This is a genomic window from Actinomycetospora sp. 2LY8.5 (assembly GCF_057180585.1).
In genome coordinates, this window is record NZ_JBXUHE010000038.1 from 47,759 (window position 1) to 66,759 (window position 19,001).

General features: G+C 75.0%; 21 protein-coding genes and 1 pseudogene. 13 read left to right on the forward strand and 9 right to left on the reverse strand.

Going from position 1 to position 19,001, the window contains the following annotated elements; translation table 11 throughout:
• Positions 1 to 115: 115 nt before the first annotated feature.
• Genes AC2A1K_RS28675 through AC2A1K_RS28695 form a run of 5 tightly spaced genes read left to right on the forward strand, consistent with a single transcriptional unit; the run spans position 116 to position 4,712 of the window.
• Positions 116 to 544: an HIT family protein gene (locus AC2A1K_RS28675; protein WP_483899756.1), complete on the forward strand. Its 429-nt coding sequence runs from the start codon at positions 116 to 118 to the stop codon at positions 542 to 544.
• The gene (locus tag AC2A1K_RS28680) at positions 541 to 1,155 is read left to right on the forward strand and encodes a histidine phosphatase family protein (protein ID WP_483899757.1); all 615 of its coding nucleotides are present in this window, start codon (positions 541 to 543) and stop codon (positions 1,153 to 1,155) included. Before AC2A1K_RS28675 ends, AC2A1K_RS28680 begins: the two co-directional genes overlap by 4 nt.
• A 7-nt stretch (positions 1,156 to 1,162) precedes the next feature.
• Positions 1,163 to 1,816, forward strand: a complete 654-nt coding sequence (locus tag AC2A1K_RS28685; RefSeq protein WP_483899758.1) for a TMEM175 family protein — start codon at positions 1,163 to 1,165, stop codon at positions 1,814 to 1,816.
• A 39-nt stretch (positions 1,817 to 1,855) separates the two neighbouring features.
• Positions 1,856 to 3,535 carry an MFS transporter gene (locus AC2A1K_RS28690; RefSeq protein ID WP_483899759.1) on the forward strand — a complete coding sequence of 560 codons (1,680 nt, stop codon included), beginning with the start codon at positions 1,856 to 1,858 and terminating at the stop codon, positions 3,533 to 3,535.
• Positions 3,536 to 3,554: 19 nt separating this feature from the next.
• The gene (locus tag AC2A1K_RS28695; RefSeq protein WP_483899760.1) at positions 3,555 to 4,712 is read left to right on the forward strand and encodes an amidase; all 1,158 of its coding nucleotides are present in this window, start codon (positions 3,555 to 3,557) and stop codon (positions 4,710 to 4,712) included.
• Between the two features lie 412 nt (positions 4,713 to 5,124).
• Here AC2A1K_RS28695 and AC2A1K_RS28700 read toward each other — a convergent pair whose 3' ends face one another.
• The gene (locus tag AC2A1K_RS28700; RefSeq protein ID WP_483899761.1) at positions 5,125 to 5,388 is read right to left on the reverse strand and encodes a hypothetical protein; all 264 of its coding nucleotides are present in this window, start codon (positions 5,386 to 5,388) and stop codon (positions 5,125 to 5,127) included.
• A 102-nt stretch (positions 5,389 to 5,490) separates the two neighbouring features.
• A complete protein-coding gene (locus AC2A1K_RS28705; protein WP_483899762.1) occupies positions 5,491 to 5,718 on the reverse strand; it encodes a DUF2630 family protein in 228 nt (75 codons plus the stop codon).
• 448 nt (positions 5,719 to 6,166) lie between these two features.
• On the opposite strand from AC2A1K_RS28705, the gene AC2A1K_RS28710 reads away from it, so the two are divergent.
• From AC2A1K_RS28710 to AC2A1K_RS28725, 4 genes are all read left to right on the forward strand, one after another.
• The gene (locus tag AC2A1K_RS28710) at positions 6,167 to 7,072 is read left to right on the forward strand and encodes a cation diffusion facilitator family transporter (RefSeq protein ID WP_483899763.1); all 906 of its coding nucleotides are present in this window, start codon (positions 6,167 to 6,169) and stop codon (positions 7,070 to 7,072) included.
• A complete protein-coding gene (locus AC2A1K_RS28715; protein ID WP_483899764.1) occupies positions 7,069 to 7,392 on the forward strand; it encodes a hypothetical protein in 324 nt (107 codons plus the stop codon). The genes AC2A1K_RS28710 and AC2A1K_RS28715 overlap by 4 nt, the downstream gene beginning before the upstream one ends.
• Positions 7,393 to 7,428: 36 nt before the next feature.
• Complete coding sequence (locus AC2A1K_RS28720) at positions 7,429 to 8,256, forward strand: helix-turn-helix transcriptional regulator (RefSeq protein ID WP_483899765.1); 828 nt, start codon at positions 7,429 to 7,431, stop codon at positions 8,254 to 8,256.
• A 73-nt stretch (positions 8,257 to 8,329) separates the two neighbouring features.
• The gene (locus tag AC2A1K_RS28725; RefSeq protein WP_483899766.1) at positions 8,330 to 8,641 is read left to right on the forward strand and encodes a hypothetical protein; all 312 of its coding nucleotides are present in this window, start codon (positions 8,330 to 8,332) and stop codon (positions 8,639 to 8,641) included.
• A 21-nt stretch (positions 8,642 to 8,662) separates the two neighbouring features.
• On the opposite strand, the gene AC2A1K_RS28730 is transcribed toward AC2A1K_RS28725, so the two are convergent.
• Positions 8,663 to 10,258, reverse strand: a complete 1,596-nt coding sequence (locus AC2A1K_RS28730; protein ID WP_483899767.1) for a Na+/H+ antiporter — start codon at positions 10,256 to 10,258, stop codon at positions 8,663 to 8,665.
• The gene (locus tag AC2A1K_RS28735; protein WP_483899768.1) at positions 10,255 to 10,881 is read right to left on the reverse strand and encodes a class I SAM-dependent methyltransferase; all 627 of its coding nucleotides are present in this window, start codon (positions 10,879 to 10,881) and stop codon (positions 10,255 to 10,257) included. Before AC2A1K_RS28735 ends, AC2A1K_RS28730 begins: the two co-directional genes overlap by 4 nt.
• Positions 10,882 to 10,981: 100 nt before the next feature.
• Here AC2A1K_RS28735 and AC2A1K_RS28740 point away from each other — a divergent pair, with 100 nt between their 5' ends.
• Positions 10,982 to 11,962, forward strand: a complete 981-nt coding sequence (locus tag AC2A1K_RS28740; RefSeq protein ID WP_483899769.1) for a cation diffusion facilitator family transporter — start codon at positions 10,982 to 10,984, stop codon at positions 11,960 to 11,962.
• Here the strand turns inward: AC2A1K_RS28740 and AC2A1K_RS28745 are convergent.
• Positions 11,949 to 12,911, reverse strand: a complete 963-nt coding sequence (locus AC2A1K_RS28745; RefSeq protein ID WP_483899770.1) for a GlxA family transcriptional regulator — start codon at positions 12,909 to 12,911, stop codon at positions 11,949 to 11,951. The genes AC2A1K_RS28740 and AC2A1K_RS28745 overlap by 14 nt on opposite strands.
• Positions 12,912 to 13,021: 110 nt before the next feature.
• On the opposite strand from AC2A1K_RS28745, the gene AC2A1K_RS28750 reads away from it, so the two are divergent.
• Together AC2A1K_RS28750 and AC2A1K_RS28755 are read left to right on the forward strand one after the other, a co-directional pair.
• Positions 13,022 to 13,588, forward strand: a complete 567-nt coding sequence (locus AC2A1K_RS28750; RefSeq protein ID WP_483899771.1) for a hypothetical protein — start codon at positions 13,022 to 13,024, stop codon at positions 13,586 to 13,588.
• Positions 13,589 to 13,596: 8 nt separating this feature from the next.
• Entirely contained in the window at positions 13,597 to 14,187 is a 591-nt protein-coding gene (locus AC2A1K_RS28755) for a methylated-DNA--[protein]-cysteine S-methyltransferase (protein WP_483899772.1), read from the forward strand.
• Here AC2A1K_RS28755 and AC2A1K_RS28760 read toward each other — a convergent pair.
• On the reverse strand, positions 14,100 to 15,254 hold the full coding sequence (locus AC2A1K_RS28760) for a hypothetical protein (RefSeq protein WP_483899773.1): 1,155 nt from the start codon (positions 15,252 to 15,254) through the stop codon (positions 14,100 to 14,102). The two genes, AC2A1K_RS28755 and AC2A1K_RS28760, sit on opposite strands and share 88 nt — an antisense overlap.
• A gap of 135 nt (positions 15,255 to 15,389) precedes the next feature.
• On the opposite strand from AC2A1K_RS28760, the gene AC2A1K_RS28765 reads away from it, so the two are divergent.
• Positions 15,390 to 16,196, forward strand: a complete 807-nt coding sequence (locus AC2A1K_RS28765; protein ID WP_483899774.1) for a (2Fe-2S)-binding protein — start codon at positions 15,390 to 15,392, stop codon at positions 16,194 to 16,196.
• Between the two features lies 1 nt (position 16,197).
• On the opposite strand, the gene AC2A1K_RS28770 is transcribed toward AC2A1K_RS28765, so the two are convergent.
• From AC2A1K_RS28770 to AC2A1K_RS28780, 3 genes and pseudogenes are all read right to left on the reverse strand, one after another.
• Entirely contained in the window at positions 16,198 to 16,920 is a 723-nt protein-coding gene (locus AC2A1K_RS28770; RefSeq protein ID WP_483899775.1) for a M50 family metallopeptidase, read from the reverse strand.
• A gap of 108 nt (positions 16,921 to 17,028) precedes the next feature.
• On the reverse strand, positions 17,029 to 18,039 hold the full coding sequence (locus AC2A1K_RS28775; RefSeq protein WP_483899776.1) for an aminotransferase class V-fold PLP-dependent enzyme: 1,011 nt from the start codon (positions 18,037 to 18,039) through the stop codon (positions 17,029 to 17,031).
• A 26-nt stretch (positions 18,040 to 18,065) separates the two neighbouring features.
• Positions 18,066 to 18,500, reverse strand: a pseudogene (locus AC2A1K_RS28780) (heavy-metal-associated domain-containing protein); the annotation flags it as partial.
• Positions 18,501 to 19,001: the final 501 nt, after the last annotated feature.

The following is a 19,001-nucleotide window of genomic DNA, read 5'->3' on the forward strand; positions in this document are numbered from 1 at the left end:
GGGCTCGGACGGAGTGCCCGATCGCGCACGGCGAGAATACGGGCCGGGACCGACGGCGCGGGATCGACGCAGGACCGGGCCGCGGACCGGCGCGTCGATCGCTACCATCCCGGCTGTGGCGACGGTCTTCACCAAGATCATCAATGGCGAGATCCCGGGGCGCTTCGTCTGGTCGGACGACCAGGTGGTCGGGTTCCTCTCGATCAACCCCCTCGGCCCCGGCCACGTGCTGGTCGTGCCGCGGGAGGAGGTCGACCAGTGGATCGACGCTCCGGACGGCCTGTTCGAGCACGCCATGTCGGTGGCCAGGACCATCGGGGCGGTGATCCGTGACGTCTGGTCGCCGCCGCGCGTGGCGCTGATGATCGCCGGATTCGAGGTACCCCACCTGCACGTGCACGTTCACCCGGCCTGGGGGCTCGAGGCCTTCGACTTCACGCAGGCCGAGAGCGACCCGGACCAGGACGGCCTGGAGCGCAACGCCGAGGCGATCCGCGCCGGGCTGCGGTCGGCGGGCCACGGGGCCGCGGTCCCGTCCTCGTGACCCAGCTCCTGCTCGTCCGGCACGCGGAGCCGCTCGCGGCCACCGCCGAGCCGGGGCAGAAGGGCGCCGACCCGGCGCTCTCGGCGCGCGGCGAGGAGCAGGCCGACCGGTTCGCGAAATGGCTGGCCGGCGCGCCCGACCGCGACGGCGTCGCCGAGATCGTCACGTCCACGATGCGGCGCGCCCGCCAGTCGGCCGCGCCGGCCGTGCGGCTGCTCGGGACCCCGGAGCCGCACGCCGTCGAGGATCTCTGCGAGTTCGACGCCGGGCGGGCGAGCTACCGCCCCGTGCACCTGCGCGACGACGCCGACGACGACTGGCAGGCCATCCGCGCGGGTGTCTTCCCGTCGTACGTCGACGGCCCGGCGTTCACCGCGCGCCTCGTCGCGGCCCTCGACGCGATCGCCGCGCGGCAGGACCCGCGGGCCACCGCCGTCGTCGTCTGCCACGCCGGGGTGATCAACACCTACGTCGCCGGGATCCTCGGCATCGACCGGCCGCTGGCCTTCCCGCTGCACCACACCTCGGTGACGCGCGTGCTGATCTCGCGGTCGGGCGCCCGCCGGGTGAGCTCGGTGAACGAGACGCAGCACCTCGCCGGGATGCTGTGACGGCCTGATGGCGGACGGGACCGGCGAGGCGGGGGAGGACGACCGGGGCCGGGACCGGCTCGGCCCGGAGCGCCTGCTCGCCTTCAGCGACGGCGTCGTCGCCATCGGGCTGACGCTGCTCGTCCTCCCGCTCGCCGATCTCGTCCCGGACGCCCAGGAGCCCCACGGCTCGGGTCTCGGGATCATCACCGACAACCTCGCGCCGATCGGCAGCTTCGTGCTGAGTTTCGTGGTGATCGCGCGGTTCTGGGCGGCGCACCATCGGGTGTTCGACGACGCCCCGCGCGTCAGCCCCCTGATCGTCGCGGTCAATACGGTCTGGCTGTTCACGATCGTCGTCCTGCCGTTCCCGACCGAGATGGTGGGGGCGTTCCCGGAGGACCCGTTCACGCTGCGCTTCTACGTGGGGACGCTGTTCGTGAGCAGCGCCCTGCTCACCGTCATGACCGTCCTCGTCCGGCGCTCCCGGCCACCCGCGGAACGCGTCCCGGAGCGCGGCGGGTCCGGGGGCACGAGCACCCTGCTCCTCCTGATCTTCATCACGACGCTGGTGGCGCCGCGACTGGGCTACTGGCCGCTCCTGCTGCTGTTCCTCGGCGCGCCCGTGGAGCGCCTGCTCGCGCCCGTCGTGCAGCGTCGCCTCCAGCACCCGCGCGACTGATCCTTGTCCGCCGCGCGGGGGGTGGACCACGCTCGGCCGATGACCACGTCGGCGACCTCCCGTGGCGGGCAGCGGATGGTCCTCGCCGCCATGACCCTGGCCAACGCGATGATCCTGGTGGACCAGACCGCGGTCCCGCTCGCGCTGCCCGACATCGCGCAGGACTTCCGGGTGAGCTCGCTGCTCGTGCAGTGGGTGCTCACGGCCAGCCTGCTGCCGCTGGCGGGCCTGCTGGTGCTGGGCGGGCGTCTCGGCGACCTGCTCGGGCGCCGCCGCGTGTTCCTGCTCGGCTCGGTGGTCTTCGCGAGTGCGTCGGCCGTCGGCGGTGCGGCACCGGACTTCACCGTCCTCCTCGTCGCCCGGGTGCTGCAGGGCGCGGGGGGCGCGCTCATGCTCCCGGCGACCGTGGCGATCCTGAGCAGCGCGTTCGACTCCTCGCAGCGCGGTCGGGCCCTCGGGGCCATGGGCGGGATCGCGGCCACGGCGGGCGCGCTCGGACCCACGATCGGCGGGGTGCTCACCTCCACGCTGAGCTGGCGCGCGGTGCTGCTCGTGAACCTGCCCCTGCTCGCGGTGACGCTGTGGGCGACGCTGCGGGCGGTGCCGCCGGACGGGCCGCGGCGCCGGGGCGTGCACGTCGACCTGCCCGGCGCGGCCCTGCTCGGGCTGGTGCTCGTGGGGCTCGTGTTCGGGCTCGCGCAGACGACCGCCGAGGGCTGGACGGCTCCCGACGTCGTCGTCTCCCTCGTCGTGGCCGTCGTCGCGGGCGTGCTGTTCGTGGTCCGCGAGCGGCGCGTCGACGACCCACTGCTCGACCTGCGCCTGCTCGCGCGCAGCCGCGACTACCGCGGCGCGACGATCTCGCAGGGCCTCGCCGGCATGGCCGAGATGGGCCTCGGGCTCATCCTGCCGCTCGCGCTGGTGCTCAACCTGGAGATGGACCCCGCGGTGGCGGGGCTCGCGCTGCTGGCCACGACGGTGCCGATGGTGCTCGTCGCCCCGCTGGTCGGGCGCTGGTACGACGGCGCCGGGGGACGCCCGCCACTGGTGACCGGGTTCGTGCTGCTCGCGGTGTCGGGGGTGCTGCTCGCGCTCGGCATCCCGGCCAACGACTTCTGGTGGCTGCTGCCGGGGCTGGTCGTCTACGGCGTCGGCCTCGCGGTGGTGCTCACCGTCAACGATCCGGTCAGCCTCGACACGGTGCCCGAGCGCGACCACGGCCAGGCGTCGGGTGTGTCGGCCACCGCCGAGCAGGGCGGCGGCGCCATCGGCATCGCGCTGCTCTACGCCCTGCTCCACCTGACCTACGTCACCTCGCTGATCGACGGCGTCGCGGAGCGGGGGCTCCCGCCGCTGACGCCCGAGCGCGGCATCGAGCTGCGCGACGCCCTCGCCGACGCGCAGCAGACCGGCCTGGTGCCGAGCCGCTTCGACCCGCAGGTCGCCGAGTACCTCGACGTCGCGAGGCAGGCCTCGGACATGGGATACGTCGTCGCCTTCCTGGCGGTGACGGTCCTGGCGGTGGTCGGCGCCGTCACGTCGGCCTGGCTGGTCCGGCGCCCGGCCGACCCCGCCACCGAGGTCGCCGAGGAGGAGGTGCCGGAGACGGAATGGGGTGCTGCGGAGGAGCCGGGGTACGGCGACCCGGACTTCCGCCATCCCGTCCGGCCCGCGCGCCTCCCGTCTTCGCCGACCCGCTCACGGCCCGTGTCCGGCTGATCGGCACCGTCACCCGGTCGTGACCGGCAAGTCCGTCTGCGAGGACCTCTGCTTCTCCGGCGGCAGCCACACCTCGCACACCGGGCCGGTGCGCAACCCGTGGGACCCGAGCCGCACCACCGGCGGCTCGTCCAGCGGGAGCGCGGCCCTGCTGGCGGCGGGCGAGGTCGACCTCGCGACCGGCGGCGACCAGGGCGGGTCGGTGCGCATGCCGGCCGCGATGAGCGGGATCGTGGGCCACAAGCCCACCTGGGGCCTCGTGCCCTACACCGGCGCCTTCCCGATCGAGGCGACGATCGACCACCTCGGGCCCATGACCCGGACGGTCTCCGACGCCGCGCTGGCGCTGGGGATCATGGCCGGTCCCGACGGCCTCGACCCCCGCCAGCCCGACGCCGTCGAGCCCGTCGACTACCTCGCCGAGATCGCCCGGGGCGCCCGGGGCCTGCGCGTCGGGGTGGTCGGCGAGGGCTTCGGGATCGAGGGCCTCTCGGCGCCCGGTGTCGACGCGAGCGTGCGCGCGGCGGTCGAGGTGCTCGCCGGCGCGGGGCTCGCCGTCGAGGAGATCTCGGTGCCGTGGCACCGGCATGCGTTCGACGTGTGGACCGTCGTGGCGACCGACGGCGTCGTCGCCCAGATGATCGAGGGCAACGGCTACGGCATGAACTGGGACGGACTCTACGACCCGGACCTCGTCGCGCACTACGGGCAGCGCCGCGCCGAGGGTGGGCACCTGTTCTCGCCGACCGTGAAGATGGTGACCATGGCCGGGCGCCACGCGCTCGCCCGCGAGCACGGCCGGCACTACGCCATGGCGCGCAACCTGCTGCCCACTGCCCGCGCGGCCTACGACGCGGCGCTCGCCGACCACGACGTGCTCGTCATGCCGACCGTGCCGATCCTGCCCAGCGTGATCCCGCCGGAGGACGCCCCGCCCGCCGAGATCGTCGTGCGCGCGCTCGAGATGATCGTCAACACCGCCCCGACCGACGTCACCGGCCACCCCGCGACGTCCGTGCCCTCCGCGCCGGCGGACGGCCTTCCGGTCGGCATGATGATCATCGGGAAACGGTTCGACGACGCCACCTGCCTGCGCGTCGCCCGCGCGTTCGAGCAGGCGGTCGGGGGCTTCCCCTCGCCGCCGGTGGCCTCGCGGTCGGCGGTGCCGGCAGGCTGAGCGGTTCCGACCGAAGGGCCCCTTCGGTCGCGTAGACGGGCGAGGGGCACCCTCGGCCGGAATCGGCGGGGCATTTCCGATCATGCTGGCGTGCCGCCCGGACCGGCACGGCGCGCACGATCACCAGGGCGTGGGCTCAGGGGAGACGTGCCTCTCGTCACGACCCCGGCGGTATCCTCACGAGCTCGTCGCACCTCGGTGACCACGACCCCGACGAGTCGCCGGCGCCCCTGGTGCGGCACCCATGACGGAGACGAACCCCGACGTGACGCTCGTCCTCGCCGCCTACGCGGTCCGGGAGCGCGGACATCGAGGCCGCGGTCGCCGCGATGCACCCCGACATCGTGTGGATCGAGCCCGACGAGTTCCCGAACGGCGGCGAGCGCCGGATCCCGCGGCCGTCGCGGACCACCTACGCACCTCCCGCGAGAGCTGGCGGGAGATGCGCTCGCACCGCCGGGCGACCGTGGTCGACGGCGACGTCGAGATCGCCCACCATCTCGAGGGCGTCCTGCTCGACGGCACGCCGAACAGGGTGGACGTCGTCGACGCCTGCACCGTGCGCGACGGCCAGGTCGCGCGGACGCACGCGCACCTGCCGTCGACAGATCTGGTTCACCCCGCCCCCGACGGTGATCTTCGCGCCGAGCACGACACTGCTGCTGACGATCGCCAACGGGACGACGGTCCAGGCGATGGGCGGCGCGACCCACGACGACCTCACCCAGGTGGCCGGCGCGGCCCTGCGCCAGCGGCCCCGGCCTGGCGCCCGCGGCTCCTACTGCAGGTAGTCGTGCACCTGCTTCGCGGTGGCCTCGCCCGGGTCGCCGCCGAAGTCACGGCCGGCGCGGCGGCGGCGCAGCGCGTCCCAGCACTGGTCGAGCTGCTCCTCGATCTGCGCCAGGCGCGCCCGGTCCTCGTCGTTGATCGCCTCCCCGTGCCCCCGCAGCCGGTGCTCCTCGTCGACCAGCGCGTGGATCGTGCCCAGGGTGTCGTCGTCCGCCATGACGTCGAGCCTAGCTCCGGACGAGGGCGACGAGATCGCGCGAATCGGGGAGGTAGGCGCCCGATGCCGATCCCGACGCGCGGGAGGTCGGCCACGTCGCGGTAGACAGGAACATCGGCTCGTAGCGCGGCTGGAGCTTCGCCGTGAACGTGTGCAGCGGCGGAAGCCGTGGTGGGGCTCGAGCAGCTCGCCCATGCGGTCGAGCACGCGGTCGAGGACGTGCTCGCCTTCCACCTCGTCGCGGGCCCGGGCCAACGGGGCCCGACAGCGACACACTCCTCGGAGACGGCGTTCTCCTGGACTGTCACTCTGCGCTGTCCCGTGATCGCGCGTGACGGCTGAACGGGTGAGTCCCGGGTCGAGTGTCCGCCTCGTCGATCGCAGGGACAATCCTCTGGGTGATCGAGCGTCTCGACGCGGCGGGCCGCGACGGGCCACGATCATCGGCGTGGACGACGTCGCCGCCCGTGATCGGCGCCTGCTGCTGCTCTCGGTGTGGGCGTCCGCCGCGTTCGCCGTGGTGTGCTCGGTGTGGGGAGTGCTGAGCGGCTCCTCGATGATCGTCTTCGACGGCCTCTCGTCGTTCGCGAGCATCGGGCTCTCGATGCTGGCCGTCGTGGCGCTGCGGACGTCCCGGCGGGGACCGGACGAGCGCTACCCGTGGGGCCGCGAGGCGTGGGAGCCGCTGGTCGTGGTGATCAAGGCCGTCGCGCTCGCCGCGCTGTGCGTCTACGCGGTGGTGGGGGGGATCGCGGACCTCTTGACCGGCGGCCGGGAGGTCTCGACGGGCTGGGCGCTCGCCTACGCGGTCGTCGCGACGGTCGCGGGCGTCGTCGTCACCCTGCTCATGCGCCGCGGCGGGCGGTCGGACCTCGTGCGGGCCGAGGCGGCGGAGTGGTTCGGCGACACCCTGCTCTCGGTCGGAGTGCTCGTCGGGTTCGTCGTCGCCGCGATCCTGGCCTCCGCGGGCCGGCCGGATCTGGCCGCCTACCTCGACCCGGCCATGGTCGTCGTGGTGTCGCTGCTGTTCCTGCGCATCCCCGCGCGCCTGATCGGCGGAGGGATGCGGGAGATCCTCGCGATGTCGCCGCCCGCGGACACGCAGGCGGAGCTCGACGACGCGGTCGAGGCGGTGCGCGAGCAGTTCGGGCTCGCCGAGGCGTTCCTGCGGGCGTCGAAGGTGGGCGGCCGTGTCGACGTCGAGGTCGACTACGTGGTGGGGGAGGGATCGTCCGTGCACACGGTGGCCGACGGGGACGTCGTCCGGCAGGCCCTGCACGACCGGCTGAAGGCGCTCGGCCACGAGCGCTCGGTGGTCGTCGCGTTCACGACCGATCGGCGGTGGGCGGAGTGAGGAGGGGGAGCGACCTGGTCGTGCACCTCGGGCGGCCCGAGGACCTCGTCGAGGTCGATCCCGTCGGGCTGCTCTTCTCGACCGACTTCCTCGCCCCCGACGTCCCCGAGTTCTTCCAGGAGCTGCTCGGCAACGGCGTCTTCCTCGTCATCGCGTGGATCGGGCTGTGGTACCCGCTGGACTCGCTCTTCTCCGCCCGCCTGCCGTTGCAGCGCCAGTGCGGGGCGCTCGAGGCGCTGAGGGCGATGCCGGTCGAGGTGCGTCCGCGCAACTGGGCCGAACGAGTGGTTACCAGCGACGCTTCGGGTGACGGCGGGTAGCGACCCGGCCGCCGACCGGAGGACTCTCGCGCGCGGATGACACGGGGGACGGGGTCGGCGATGGAGACCATCCAGCGCGAGGGGGAGTGGCTGGACCTCGTCGCCGACCTCATGAGCCGCCCGCTGACGTGGTGGCCCGCCGAGCAGGTGACCGCGCTGCTGGTGGCGACGTTCGCCGCGCCGGCCGGCACCTACTACGCCGAGGATCCCGGCGGGACGATCGTGCAGCGGCAGTGGCCGGTCGACTTCCACCTCGCCCGCCGGGCCGAGATGGACCGGTGGACGCGCGAGCACGCGCCCCGCGACCACCCGCTGCTGCGCTACTACCTCGCGACCGGCCGCACCGAGGTCATGCAGGTGGCCGAGGTGCCTGAGCGGTTCGCCGACCACCGGGTGCACGAGCGCTGGCGCGCGGCGTGCGCGGACGTGCTGGACGGCGAGATCGTCTCCCAGGTCTCGCTACCGCTCTGCCTGGGCCCCGCGGGGAACCGGTCGTTCCTGATCGGACGCGTCGACCCGTACACCGGTGAGGAGATGGACCTGGCGCGGCGGCTGCTGCGCGTGTTCGTGGGGCTCGACCGTCAGATCGGCGCGCACGCGCGCTGGTCGGCGCGCGCCGGGCCGTCCGCCGTGCTCACCGCCGGCGCGGTCGGCCTGACGCCCCGGGAGAGCGTCGTGCTCGACATGCTCGCCACCGGTGCCACCGCCCGGGCTATCGCCCGCCGCCTCACGGTCGGCGAGCGGACCGTCCAGAAGCACCTGCAGCGCGTCTACGCGAAGCTCGGCGTCGCCGATCGGCTCGCCGCGGTGCAGCACGCCCAGCTCCTGGGCCTGTTGCCGCCGCCGATCGTGGGGCGTACGTAGTTCCCGCCCCTGTCGCGTTCGTGATCCTCCGTCGTGAATGGAGGGACCACCACCGCCACGAAGGGGGATCCCGATGCTCGCCACCACCGACATCCGCGCGCGCCTCGACGACTGCCGCTCCCGGACCGCCACCGCGATGCGCGACACCGAGGGCGACCCGAACGCGTCGGTCGTCACGGTCGCCGTCGTGCGCGAGTACCTCGGCAAGGCCGACAAGGCCGTGGAGGCGGCCGACGACGGCGCCCGCGACGCGGTGATCGAGCTCGAGCAGGCGGCGGACAGCGCGCGGGCGGCCGCGGCGGCGGACCCGGGTCTCGGAGGGGCGGCCCGGGAGTCCGTCGAGGCCGCCCACCTCGCGATCTGCATCCTCAAGACCGAGGTCTGAGCCGGGTGCGGTGGAGGGCTCTCACCGGTCCAGCATCGCCTCCTCGTAGTCCAGCTCGCGGAGCATGTCGCGCAGGATGTCCTCGTCGATGCGGCCCATGTCGCGGAAGCGCACGACCGTCTCGCGCTCGGCGCCGAGCATCGCGCGGCGCAGCCGGGTGAACGCGACCGAGGGCGCCTCGCCGATCTCCTCGTCGGAGCGCCCGAGGCGTTCCCACGCGCTGTTGGAACGGTGCTGGGCCCAGGTCCGCAGCTGCTCGGTGACGTGCTGCGGGGTGCTGTCGTCGGTGAGCTCGTCGAGGCGGTTCAGCGCGGCCTCGGCGGCGGCCTGCTTCGCGGCGGCCTCGTCGAGCACGTCGCGCTGGGCGCCCTTGTCCTGGACGTGGAGGCGCCGGATCAGCGCGGGCAGCGTGAGCCCCTGCAGCAGCAGGGTGCCGACCGTGACGACGAACGCCGCGAACACCACGACGTTGTAGCCGGGCATGGCCACGTCACCGCCGATCCCGTGCGGGATCGCGAACGCCGCCGCCAGCGTCACGACGCCGCGCATGCCCGCCCACGAGATGACGAACGGCGCCCGCCAGGACATCGGGGGCCCGCGCCGGCGCACGCTCGGCAGCAGGCGCGGGAGGTAGATCGTCGGGAACACCCACGCGAAGCGGGCCAGCACGGTCACCGCGAGCAGGGCGAGCGACACCAGCACGACGGTCGCCCGGTCGTCGCCGAGGCCGTCGTAGACGATCCGCAGCTGCAGCCCGATGAGCGCGAACACCAGTGCCTCGAGCAGCGTGTCGAGCGCCTTCCACACGGCCTGGTCCTGCAGGCGCGTCGTGTAGCCGGCCTCGGTGGACCTGTGCCCGAGGTAGAGCCCGGCGACGACCACCGCGAGCACGCCGGAGGTGTGCAGCTCCTCGGCCAGCAGGTAGATCGCGAACGGGACGAGCAGGCCCACCGAGCTCTCGAGCACGCCGTCGTCGAGCATCATCCGCACGCGGTGCAGCAGCCAGCCCGCGCCGGCGCCGATCACCACGCCGCCGACCGCCGCGAGCGCGAACTCGCCGAGACCGTCCAGGATCGTCGCGCCGGTGCTGACGGCGACCGGCGCGATCGCGGCCGCCAGCAGCACGCGGAACAGGGTCAGCGCGGTCGCGTCGTTGAGCAGGCTCTCGCCCTCGATGATCGTCATGACCCGGCGCTGGAGCCCCAGTCGGCGACCGATCGAGGCGGCCGCGACCGCGTCCGGGGGCGCGACCACCGCGCCCAGCACCAGCGCGCTCGCGAGCGGCAGCCCCGGCACCAGCAGCCACGCCGCGACGCCCACCACGGCCGTGGTGAAGACGACCAGCCCGACCGCGAGCTGGCTGATCCGCCGGAGGTTCTCGCGCAGCCGCAGCGTCGAGCTCTCCAGCGCCGCGGAGTACAACAGCGGCGGGAGCACGAGGAAGAGCACGAGGTCGGGGTCGAGGGGCACCGACGGCACGCCGGGCACGAACGAGATCGCGAGCCCGACGACCACGAGCACCAGCGGCGCCGAGATCGAGTAGCGCCGCGCGAGGGCCGTGACGGCGAGGGCGACGACGAAGACGACGAGCAGGGTGGGGCCGGTGTCCACCGTCACGGGGTGGTCCTGGTGTGGACACTGACCGCGTAGCCGCCGCCTTCGTAGGGCTTTGCGCCGTCCCAGTCGGCGGTGCGCCCGGTGAGGGTCAGGCCCGCGGCCGCGCACGCCGCGTCGTAGTCGTCGAGACCCGGGAACGGCACGCCCTCGGGCAGGGTGAACGGCACGTGGGCGGCATCCAGGCCGAAGCCGGCGACGAGCAGGCCGCTCGGGCGCAGGTGCCCGGCGAGCACCGCGACGACGCGCGGGTGCGTGCCGGGCGTGAGCAGTGGCCAGAGGTTCCCGGCGGCCACGACGGCGTCGACGGGGCGGTCGAGGTGGAGATCACCGAGATCGGTGAGACGCCAGTCGAGCTCCGGGGCCGCCGCGCGGGCCTCGGCGAGCATCGAGGCGTCGAGGTCGGCGCCCACGACCCGGTGCCCGAGCCGGGCGAGGTGGATCGCGACGCGCCCGGTGCCGCAGCCCGCGTCGAGAACGTCGGAGGGCCGCTCGCCGAGCAGCGCGTGGACGCGGCGGGCCTCGCCGTGCAGGTCGGCGCCCTGTTCCTCGAGGGCCGCGAAGCGCGCGGCGTAGCCCGGGCCTGCCGTGCCGCCGGTGACGGCGAGCCAGGGATTGACGTTCACCGGCACACTCTAGGACCGGTGTGTGGCGGGCGTGAGCGCGTCGGTGCGCCGTGCGCCACGCGGGTGTCGCATGCGAATACGTGCATGTATTGTCGGTGCCGTGGGACAGGGACACGGGCACGGTGGCCAGGGTCATGGTCACGGCGGTGCCGGCGACGACCGCCGGCGCCTGGGCATCGCCCTCGGTGTCACCGCCCTCGTCGCGGTCGTCGGTGCGGTCGGCGCGATCGTCACCGGATCGCTCGCCCTGCTCGCCGACCTGGGCCACGTCGGCACCGATGTCATCGCCCTGGCCACGGCCCTGATCGCGTCCGCGCTCGCCGTGCGCCCCCCGAGCCGCCGCCGGACCTTCGGGCTCGGTCGTGCCGAGGTGCTCGGCGCCGCGGTCAACGCGGTCCTGCTGCTGGGGGTGACCGGCTGGGTCGCCGTCGAGGCCGTCGAGCGCATCGCGTCGCCGACCGAGGTCCCGGGCGGCGGGCTGCTCTTCTACGGCGTCGTCGGCCTCGTCGGCAACATCGCGTCGCTGGTCGTCCTGCAGCGCGGCAGCGGCGGGATGAACGTCCGCGGCGCGGCGCTGCACGTGCTCGGTGACGCGCTGGGGTCGGTGGCCGTGCTCGCCGCCGCGGTGGTCACCCTGACCACCGGCTGGGCCTACGCAGACACCGTCGCCTCGCTGGTCATCGTCGCGATCCTGCTGCCACGCACCGTCTCGCTGCTGCGCGAGACCGGGCACGTCCTGCTCGAGGGCGCGCCGGCGGGCATCGACGTCGACGACGTGCACGCCGCGCTGCTGAGCGTGGCGGGCGTCGCCGAGGTCCACGACCTGCACGTCTGGGCCATCAACGACCGCAGCCCCGCCGTGTCGGCCCATCTCGTGATCTCCGCCGCGGGCTGCGCGACCGCCGACTGCGGGGAGCACGGCGTGCTCGACCGCGCGACCGTCGTCCTGCGCGACCGCTTCGGCCTGCACCACAGCACCCTGCAGATCGAGGCCGTCGAGCACGCCGACCACGAGGAGGCGTGCACGCCGCTGCCGCGGGGGGCGTCGGGTCCGTCGGCGGAGCCCCTCAGGGAGTGGTGACGAACGCCCGCCGGTGCTCCGAGGGCGTGCGGCCGTAGGCGTCGAGGAACGCGGTGCGCATGGTCTCGGTCGACCGGAACCCGCACCGTGACGCCACCCGGGCCAACGGCACGTCGGTGGTGGCGACGAGCGCGGCCGCCGCCTCGGTACGCGCACGGCGCACGTGCTCGGCGGGCGTGCGCCCGAGCTGGGCCCGGAACAGCCGCGTGAGGTGGCGTTCGCTGACGCCCGCACGGCCGGCCAGGGCGGCGGCGCCGAGGTCGGCGTCGAGGTGCTCCGCGACGTGGTCGACCACGCGGCGCACGACGTCGTCGGTGGGCGCCGGGGCGGCGACGTGCAGGCTCATCTGCGCCTGCGTGCCCGGCCGCTGCAGGTAGGTGACGAGCGCCCTGGCCACGCGGCGGGCGATCACCGGGCCGTGGTCCTCGTCGACGAACGACAGCGCGAGGTCCAGGGCGCTGGTCACGCCGGCGGAGGTGGCGATGCGGCCGTCGCGGACGAAGATCGGGTCGGGGTCGACGTGGACGGCGGGGTGGGCGCGCGCGAGGTCGCCGGCGAAGCGCCAGTGGGTGGTGGCGCGGCGACCGTCCAGCAGCCCGGCCGCGGCGAGCACGCTCGCGCCGGTGCAGACCGACGCCACGCGGCGGGCGTCGCGCGCGAGGCGGCGGACGTGGGCCAGCAGCACCGGGTCGGCCGCCGCCCGCTCGCTCCCGAGGCCGCCGACGACGACGAGGGTGTCGACGGCGGCGGTGTGGTGCTCGAGTGCTCCCTGCGCCTCGAGGCGCAGGCCGGGCCGGCAGGTGACGGTCCGGCCGCCGGGGGTCAGCAGCGTGACGGCGTAGGCGGGGTCGGCGCCGACGTCGCGGGCCGTGGAGAACGTCGACGTCACGCACGCGATGTCGAGCAGTTCGGCGTCCTCGTAGCCGACCACCACCGTCGGGCGTTCCACGGGCGGGAGCCTAGCACGGACAGTGTCCGTTCAGACCTGCTGCGCAGGAATTTGGACACGTCTCCGTTAATACCCCCAGGGGGTATCGGCGCCGGTCCATCGTCGTCGCCATGACGACCCTCGACGGACACACCCACCACGGTCCTGCTGCCCTCGCCCGACGCTGGCCGGTCGCGGTCGGCCTGCTCGCCGCCGCGGCGGTCGTGCTGGCCGGCTCGGCGAGCGCGGCCGACCTCGCGATGGTGACCGTGATCGCCGCGTCCTGCTATGTGGCCGCGGCGGCCTTCGCGCGCCCCTGGATGGCGTGGGTGTGGGTCGCCGTGGCCTCGGTGCTCGTGGTGGCGGCGCGGTTGCTCGCGATCTCGCCGATCCTCGTCAACGGTGTCGCGGGGGCCGCGCTGCTGGTGCTCGGGGTCGTGCGCGGCGTGGCCCGGCCGGCCCTCGCGCGGCAGACGGTAGGCTTCGTGATCTACGGCCTCCTGGCGCTCGTGGCGCTGGCGCTCCCGCCGGCGCCCGGGCTGTTCCTCGCCGCGGTGACGCTCATCGGGCACGGGGCGTGGGACCTGTGGCACCTGCGGCGGCACCGCGACCAGGTCTCGCCGTCGCTGGCCGAGGCCTGCGTGGCGCTCGACGCGCCCGCCGGCCTGGCGGTCCTGGTGCTGGCGTTCCTGGTGTGAGTGGTTCCATGGGCCGTGTGACCGTCACACACACGGTGCTCGGCAGCCCCCTCGGTCCGCTGACGCTGCGGGCGCACGACGGCGTGCTGTCCGGGCTCTACATGACCGAGCACCGTCACGGCCCTGCCGCCGAGGCCCTCGGCGCCCGTGACGACGACGGCCTGCCCGCCGCGCGCGAGCAGCTCGCCGCCTACTTCGCCTGCGAGCTCACCGACTTCGCCCTCGCGACCACGGCGGGCGGCACCGCGTTCCAGCAGCGTGTGTGGGCGGCGCTGCGCGAGATCCCCTACGGCGAGACCGTGAGCTATGGCGAGCTGGCCGCCGCGATCGGGCGGCCCACCGCCGTGCGGGCGGTGGGCCTGGCCAACGGGCGCAACCCGATCAGCATCGTCGTGCCCTGCCATCGCGTGATCGGCGCGACGGGCTCGCTGACCGGCTACGGCGGCGGCGTCGGGCGCAAGCGCGCGCTGCTCGACCTGGAGTCGCGGACCGCCGCGTCCGCTCGAACAGGTCAGCGGCGCTCGGGCGCAGCGGTGCTCCGGGCGGCCTCGCCGTCCGGGTCGAACCAGGGGTGGCCGCCGGAGCTCGCCGCGCCCTGATCGTCCGGAGCGGCCTCGGCGTCCCCGGTGGTCTCGGTGGTCTCGGTGGTCTCGGTGGTGTCGGTGGTCCCGGTGTCCGCCGGCTCCTCGTCGACCTCCTCGCCAGGGGGCGCTTCGTCTCCTGAAGCGTTCTCGTCGGGACGCTCGACGCCTTCGACGTCGCCGGGGTCCTCGGTGGTCTCCGTGGCGGTGGCCGCCTCGGCTCCCTCCGGGGCCGCGTCGTCCGCGGCATCCGCGGCGTCCGCGGCGGCGGACTGCCCGTCGGGCTCCTCGGACCCCGGCTCGCGGTAGGCCTGGATGGTCTCGGTGTCGGCGGTCTGCGGGGTCTTCGGAGGATCGGGCGTCTCGACGGCCTCGGCGGCCTCCTCCTCGGGCTCCTCCTCGGGCTCCTCCGGCGTCGGCGCGTCGGCGCCGGGGATCGGGATCGAGGGCAGGGGCGAGCCCGCGGGGGACGAGACGGGCGAGGCGGGGCCGGTGCCCGGCGGAGGGCCCGGGCGCGCCCCCGGGGGTGTCACCGTCGTCGCGCGGTACGGCGGACCGGGCGGCGGACCCGGGGGCACTCCGTGCGGGGGCCCGGCCGGCGGTCCGGGCACCGGGCGGGGCCCCGTGCCCGGCCCCGTGCCCGGGCCGCCCTCGGTCCCGCCGCCGACCGGAAGGAACGTGGTGCCCGCCTCCGCGACGACCTGGTCCCCGCGGTCGTCGACCAGGGCGTGGCGCCCGGTCGGGGTGCGGTCCTCGCTCGGCGGCGCCGTGCCCGGCAGGCGCCGGAACAGCGCGATGAGCAGGAGCGTCCAGGACACGACCTGCAGCAGGATCACGACGAAGCCGAGCACGCTCGAGAGCGGCAGCAGGGTCTCGGGCGACAGGCTGAACGCGTCGAACGAGGTGGCGGCCACGAGGAACGTCGAGATGAGGACCACCACGAGCTGCACGGCCAGCCCGGCGACCGCCGGAGTCGACACCGCGGGGAGTTCCCGCCGGCGCAGCACGGCCACCACGAGACCCACGATCACGGGGACACCGACGGGGAGCGAGGCTGCGGCGAGACGAACGCCGGAGTCGAGCATGGCGTCGAACCTAACCGAACGGGGCCGAACGGCCGAGGACCGACCTCCCCGATCCCGGCGGATCGGACCCCGCCGGACCCGACCCCGAGCGGCCCCACGTGCTCCCGACGGTCATGTCCGCCAGCATGGTGGGCGGTGAGCAGCGACACGACCGGCCGACGGGGCAACATCACCGGGCCGGATGCTGCCCCGAACGCCGATGTCGATCGGGTCCGGACGGTTCTCGCCGAGTCGGACGCCGTCGACGGGTTCTTCGCGATCTCCACCCGCGCGGCCGAGGGCGCCGACCCGTCCTGGCGCCCGCTCGCGTCGCTCCTGGGGGTCCCCGCGAGTGGCCCGGACCCGATCGGGGAGCGGCTCGCCGCGGTGGCCGACGGCCTCGGCGCCCACCGGCGGATCGCCGCGTCCCTCCTCGGCCAGTCCCTGGTCTCACGCCCGGTGTCGGTGCTGCTCGCCTGCGCCGCGGCCGGCGTGCTGCCCGACCTCTCGCCCGCGTCGGTGCTGCACGCGCGTCCGTGGGCGGGCGGCCCGATCCCGCTGTGGGCCGACCCCGAGCGGCTCGCCGGGGTGGAGCTCGCGTCGCCGGACGACCCGGCCGCCGCCGCGGTGCTCGCCCGCGTCCTCGCCGAGGATCACGTCGCCCCGATCGTCGCCGGCCTGCGGGCCCGGGCGTCGGTGTCGGAGCGCGTGCTGTGGGGCAACGCGGTCGGGGCGCTCGGCGGCGCCGTGCGGGTGCTCGGCGCGGCGCGGCCGGACCGGCACGCCGCCGCGCTCGCGCTCGCCCGCGGCCTGCTCACCCACGAGCCCTTCGCGGGCCTCGGGCGCTTCGTCGCCGAGCCCGGGCACCCCAGCGGCCTCGGGTTCCGGCGGACGACCTGCTGCCTGTACTACCGCGTGCCCGGCGGTGGGACGTGCGGCGACTGCGTGCTGCAGCGCCGGTAGCTCAGACCGGCGGCCACACGACGAGCAGGCGCCCGGCGCCGAGCAGCGAGAACACGCCGACCAGCAGGAACAGCGCCACCCAGAGGCCCGCGGGCAGACCGGTGAGGCGCTCGAGCTGGTCGGCGTCGGAGTCGGGTGCGCGGCGGCGGGCGCGCTTGCGCTGCACCTCGAGCACCGTGCGCAGCCCGCCGATGATGAGGAACCAGGTCACGAAGCACGCGAACCCGTACTGGACCCCTGCCGACCCGTAGACCGCGACGACCACGAACACGGCGCCGGTGAGCACCACCGAGAACACGCCGTAGGCGTTGCGGATCAGGATGAGCGTCGCGAGCAGCAGCACGACCGCGATCACCAGCATCGCCGAGATGGCGTCCGCCGCGACGAGCGCCGCCGCGCCGATCCCGAGGATCGGCGGGGTCACGTAGCCCGCGGCGGCCGTCGCGACCATGCCCGGGCCGTCGCGCCGGCCCTTCGACACCGTGACGCCGGAGGTGTCGGAGTGCAGCAGGATCTTGGTCAGCGTGCGCCCGGAGCAGATCGCGACCAGGGCGTGGCCGCCCTCGTGGGCGATGGTGACGACGTTGCGGGCGAGCCGCCAGGAGCCGTGGACGCCGACGACGAGCAGGGCCACCAGACCACCGAGGATCACCAGGGTGGCCTGCGTCTGCCCCGTGCTGAGCTGGTCGAGGTCGTCGAAGGGTAGCGGGAGCGAGGTCGTCACGATGGGTGCACGGTAGCCTGGGATGCGCGCGGCCCCGGGTCCGCGGTGCTCCTGCGGCCCCAGCAGCGACCGGCCCCGTGCCCCCGTGACCGACGCCTCCGGCGGGTCTCAGGCCAGCGCCTCGAGCACCGTGTCGGCGTCGGCCTCGGTGTTGTGCAGGTGGAACCCCAGGCGTGCGGCGCCGCCTCGCACCGCGCAGCGCACGCCGGCCGCGGCGAGGCGGTCGGCGGCCCCGTGGTGGCGGACCGCGACGATCGCCGACTCGCCCGCGGGCAGGTCGAGGCCGCGGCGGACGCGATTGGCGAGGCCCACGGCGTGGTCACGGACCGCCTCGGCGTCGAGCGACGCGATCCAGGGCAGTGCGACCGCTGCGCCGACCTGGGCGAGCCAGACGGGGGAGAGGTCGAAACGCCGGGCGTCGGGGTGCAGGCGCAGCGGGAGGCCGTAGATCGCGTCCCACCCGCCCGCGTACCAGCCGGACTGCACGGGTGCGACGCGCTCGGCCAGCCGGTCCGAGAGCGCCATCCACGCCGCGCCGCGGGGGGCGAGCAGCCACTTGTAGCAGCCCGCGACGATGACGTCGGCCCACGCGACGTCGGCCGGCAACCAGCCCAGCGACTGGGTCGCGTCGAGGACGACGAGGGTGTCGGCACCGACCTCGGCGCGCAGGGCCGCGAGGTCGACCAGGCCGCCGTCGGCCGAGGCCACGACGCTGACCGCGACGACGTCCGCGGCGCCGGTGCGCTCGGGCAGCTCGTCGAGCGCCACCTCGACCACCTCGTGCCCGGCCGACACGAACGGGAACGTCACGCTGGTGAACTCGCGGTCGGCGGTGAGCACCCGCGAGCCCGGCGGCAGCGACGCCGCGACCAGCCCGAGCAGGCCCGACACCGTGCTACCGAGCGCGACCGAGGGCACCGGGACGCCGGCGAGCTGCGCGAACGCCCCGCGCGCGGTGGACACGGCGCCGTCGAACTGCGGCGCGCTGGTCTCCGCGCGCCCCCACGCGGCGACCGCGTCGGACACCGCGTCGACCACGGGTCGCGGCGGGAGGCCGATGGACGGGGTGTTCAGGTAGACGCCGTCGACGTCGAAGGTGGTGCCGAACGCGTGCCGCACGCCGTCGAGGCTAGATCACCCCATGATCACTGGGACGGCGTGAACCGCCGCAGGCGCAGGCTGTTGGCGACGACGAAGACGCTCGAGAACGCCATCGTCGCCCCGGCGATCATGGGGTTGAGCAGGCCCAGGGCCGCCAGCGCCAGCGCGGCGACGTTGTAGGCGAAGGCCCAGAACAGATGGCCCTCGATCGTCCGCAGCGTGTGGCGGGCGAGGCGCAGGGCGTTCGGGACGAGGCGCAGGTCGCCGCCCATCGCGAGCCCGCGGTCGGCGCGGGCCAGCGCGGCGGCGTCGCTGACGCCGTCGACGTTGACGTCCGCGTGGACACCATCCAGCTTGTGGAGGCGCCGCTCGATGCGGCCGGCGCACGAGGCGCACGTCATCCCGGTGATCGCGAGCTCGACACGCGCGGGGTCCGGCGCCGGGGCGGTGTCCCGGGCGGGTGCGCTCGACGTCGCCGGTGCGCTGATCGGGCCTCCGTCCTCACGGCCTCGTTGGTACCCCTGGCGGGTATCGCTGTCGACCCGCAGCACCGCATCGGTCGGGGGGCCGTCGATCACGGCGACCGAAAGTGGTGTGATGGAACCGTGACCTCCCACCGGCCGCCGCCGCGGCCGGGGCCGGATGGACCACCGGGACACCCCCGTCCGCCCGGCCCCCGCGGGCCCGTCGACGCGCCGGCGCGCCATCGCGCGCCGGTCGAGTCGTCCGGGCCGGCGACCGGTGTGGCCGTGCTCACGGCCCCGCCGCCGGCACGTCGGGTGCCCGCTGCGACGGCCAACGCCGGCCACGTGGCACCGCCACGCCGCAGGCCCGAGCCGGCCCCCGCGGGCCCGCCGCCGTGGTCGCCGCCGACGCCGCAGGTCTCATCCCCCCGGGTACCCACCGGGCCGCCCGCCGACCGTCCGGGACCTCGGCACGGTGGCCGTCACGCGGGCGGACCGGTCCCGCCATCCCCGCCC

Bases quoted from the DNA above. Each gene is read 5' to 3' on its own strand.
- AC2A1K_RS28685 (WP_483899758.1), top strand. From the start codon at position 1,163: ATGGCGGACGGGACCGGCGAGGCGGGGGAGGACGACCGGGGCCGGGAC.
- AC2A1K_RS28690 (WP_483899759.1), top strand. From the start codon at position 1,856: ATGACCACGTCGGCGACCTCCCGTGGCGGGCAGCGGATGGTCCTCGCC.
- AC2A1K_RS28705 (WP_483899762.1), bottom strand. From the start codon at position 5,718: ATGGCGGACGACGACACCCTGGGCACGATCCACGCGCTGGTCGACGAG.
- AC2A1K_RS28720 (WP_483899765.1), top strand. From the start codon at position 7,429: ATGACACGGGGGACGGGGTCGGCGATGGAGACCATCCAGCGCGAGGGG.
- AC2A1K_RS28725 (WP_483899766.1), top strand. From the start codon at position 8,330: ATGCTCGCCACCACCGACATCCGCGCGCGCCTCGACGACTGCCGCTCC.
- AC2A1K_RS28750 (WP_483899771.1), top strand. From the start codon at position 13,022: ATGACGACCCTCGACGGACACACCCACCACGGTCCTGCTGCCCTCGCC.
- AC2A1K_RS28755 (WP_483899772.1), top strand. From the start codon at position 13,597: ATGGGCCGTGTGACCGTCACACACACGGTGCTCGGCAGCCCCCTCGGT.
- AC2A1K_RS28760 (WP_483899773.1), bottom strand. From the start codon at position 15,254: ATGCTCGACTCCGGCGTTCGTCTCGCCGCAGCCTCGCTCCCCGTCGGT.